Genomic DNA, 1,961 nt, shown 5'->3' with positions numbered 1-1,961 from the left:
GATCTGCTTCGACGCCGCCGCCACCGCGCGCGCCCACGCGACGATCGCCGCGGCGTCGAAGCAGATCTGCGTGACGACGTGGTGGGCCAGCGGCGCCTTCTCGGCCAGGGAGCGCTCGAGGGCGGCCGCGCCCAGGGACGCGTGCCCCTCCGGGTACCCCGCGACGCCGACGTCGGTGAACGGGTGGTCGAGCTCCCCCAGCGCCCGCAGCAGCGCCAGCGCGTCGGGGAACTCCCCGGCGCCGTGCGCGTCGCCGCCGACGACGAACAGCGAGGTGGTGCCGGCCGCGCGCAGGCGGTCCACGACCTCGCGCAGCTCCGCGCCGTCGCGCAGCATCCGCGCCGACAGGTGCGGGGCCACGCGGTAGCCCTCCGCGCTCAGCCGCTCGGTGAGCGCCAGGGTCGCCGCCGTGCCGCGCTTGGTCGAGGCCGTCACGGTCAGCGGGACGGTGCGCGGCACGTGCGCCAGGACGGCCTCGGCGGTGCCGGCGAACGGCAGCACCTCGTACCCGGCGCCCGCCAGGGCCCGGCGCAGCGCCGCACCGGCGGCGCGGCGCGTGCCGGGGCCGGTGCCCTGCTGCGCCACGAGACCGCCCCCGCCAGTGCCCACCCGCCTCGCCGGGGGACCCGGCCGGACGCTGCGAGGGTACCGGCCGCGCCCCGTACCCTGCCGCCGTGAGGACCGGCCCCGAGCGCTCCCGCGCCGCCGCGCGGGCCGTCGTGGCCGTCGGCGCCGTCGCCGGCGCCTGCGCCCGGCACGGCGCGGGGCAGTGGCTGAGCACCCCGCCGCGCGGGTGGCCGGTGGCCACCACCGCGGTGAACCTGCTCGGCTGCCTGGCCCTGGGCGTGCTGCTGGAGGGCCTGGCCCGGTGCGGCCCCGACACCGGCCGGCGCCGCCTGGTGCGGCTGGGCGCGGGCACCGGCCTGATCGGCAGCTTCACCACGTGCAGCACGCTGGCGGTGGAGACCGACCTGCTGGCCCGGGACGGGCGGGTGGCCCTGGCGGTGGCGTACCCGCTGGTGTCCGTGGTGGCCGGGGTGGTGCTGTGCGGGCTCGGCGTCGCGCTCGCCGCCCGGCTGGTGCGCCCCGGCACCCCCGGCGGGGCGGGGGAGGGCGGCACGTGACGCTGCTGGTGCTCGCGCTGGCGGCCGCCGCCGGGGCGCTGGCCCGCCACGGCGTGGACGGGGCGCTCAAGCGCCGCTGGCCGCAGCGGCCCACCCGGGCGATCCTCGTCGTCAACGTCACCGGCAGCCTGCTGCTGGGCCTGGTCACCGGCCTGGTCCTCGCGCACGGCGCGCCCGGGGAGCTGCGCACCGCGCTGGGCACCGGGTTCTGCGGCAGCTACACGACGTTCAGCACGGCGTGCTTCGAGACGGTGGGGCTGCTGCGCCGGGGGCGCCCCGGCGCGGCCGCCGCGCACGCCGCCACCACCGTGGTGGCGAGCACCGCCGCCGCCGCGCTCGGCCTGGCCCTCACCGGGGCGCTGTCCTGAGCGCAGCGGTCAGTCCGCGTGCTCCGGCGGCCACACCACGGTGAACCGCTCGAAGACCACCTCGTCGTCCTCGCTCCACACCGCCCCGCGCGCCGCGCACGTGCGCTCCCAGTAGCGGCGGTGCTCGCGGCGCCAGCTCTCCAGGGTGCCGTCGTCCTCGCCCTCGGCGGCGGCGAACGACTCCTCGCAGGAGGTGGACGGGCCCAGGCGCAGCTCGGTGCTGCGCAGCACGACCCGGGGCGCGCCGGAGCCGTCGCAGGCGATCCAGTGCCCGCCCACGCGCGGCAGCGCCTCCCCGCGGGCGGTGAACTCGTCCACCAGCTCCGCGGTGGCGCGCTTGCGCCCCTCCAGGACCAGGGACAGCAGCTCGTCGGCCAGGCGCGCGGTGTCGCCGAACGCCTCGACCGCGTGCTCCGGCGCGGCGCGCACCGCGGCCGGGTGCGCGGCGGCGTACGCCCCCCACAGGGCG

General features: G+C 79.7%; 4 protein-coding genes. 2 read left to right on the top strand and 2 right to left on the bottom strand.

Annotation, left to right across the window (positions count from 1 at the left end; genetic code table 11):
• Positions 1-609: methylenetetrahydrofolate reductase (locus GTR00_RS19905; RefSeq protein WP_205706255.1), on the bottom strand; the 609-nt coding region annotated here is incomplete at its 3' end.
• Between the two features lie 65 nt (positions 610-674).
• Here GTR00_RS19905 and GTR00_RS19900 point away from each other — a divergent pair.
• Together GTR00_RS19900 and GTR00_RS19895 are read left to right on the top strand one after the other, a co-directional pair.
• Positions 675-1,124: a fluoride efflux transporter FluC gene (locus GTR00_RS19900; protein ID WP_166613279.1), complete on the top strand. Its 450-nt coding sequence runs from the start codon at positions 675-677 to the stop codon at positions 1,122-1,124.
• A complete protein-coding gene (locus GTR00_RS19895; protein ID WP_166613278.1) occupies positions 1,121-1,492 on the top strand; it encodes a fluoride efflux transporter FluC in 372 nt (123 codons plus the stop codon). Before GTR00_RS19900 ends, GTR00_RS19895 begins: the two co-directional genes overlap by 4 nt.
• A gap of 9 nt (positions 1,493-1,501) precedes the next feature.
• Here the strand turns inward: GTR00_RS19895 and GTR00_RS19890 are convergent, their stop codons facing one another.
• Complete coding sequence (locus GTR00_RS19890; protein ID WP_166613280.1) at positions 1,502-1,957, bottom strand: ASCH domain-containing protein; 456 nt, start codon at positions 1,955-1,957, stop codon at positions 1,502-1,504.
• Positions 1,958-1,961: the final 4 nt, after the last annotated feature.

The organism is Kineococcus indalonis, assembly GCF_009906395.1.
In the GTDB taxonomy this organism is placed as follows: Bacteria; Actinomycetota; Actinomycetes; order Actinomycetales; family Kineococcaceae; genus Kineococcus; species Kineococcus indalonis.
Note: the sequence above shows the minus strand (reverse complement) of the source record. Positions and strands in the feature narration are given on the sequence as shown.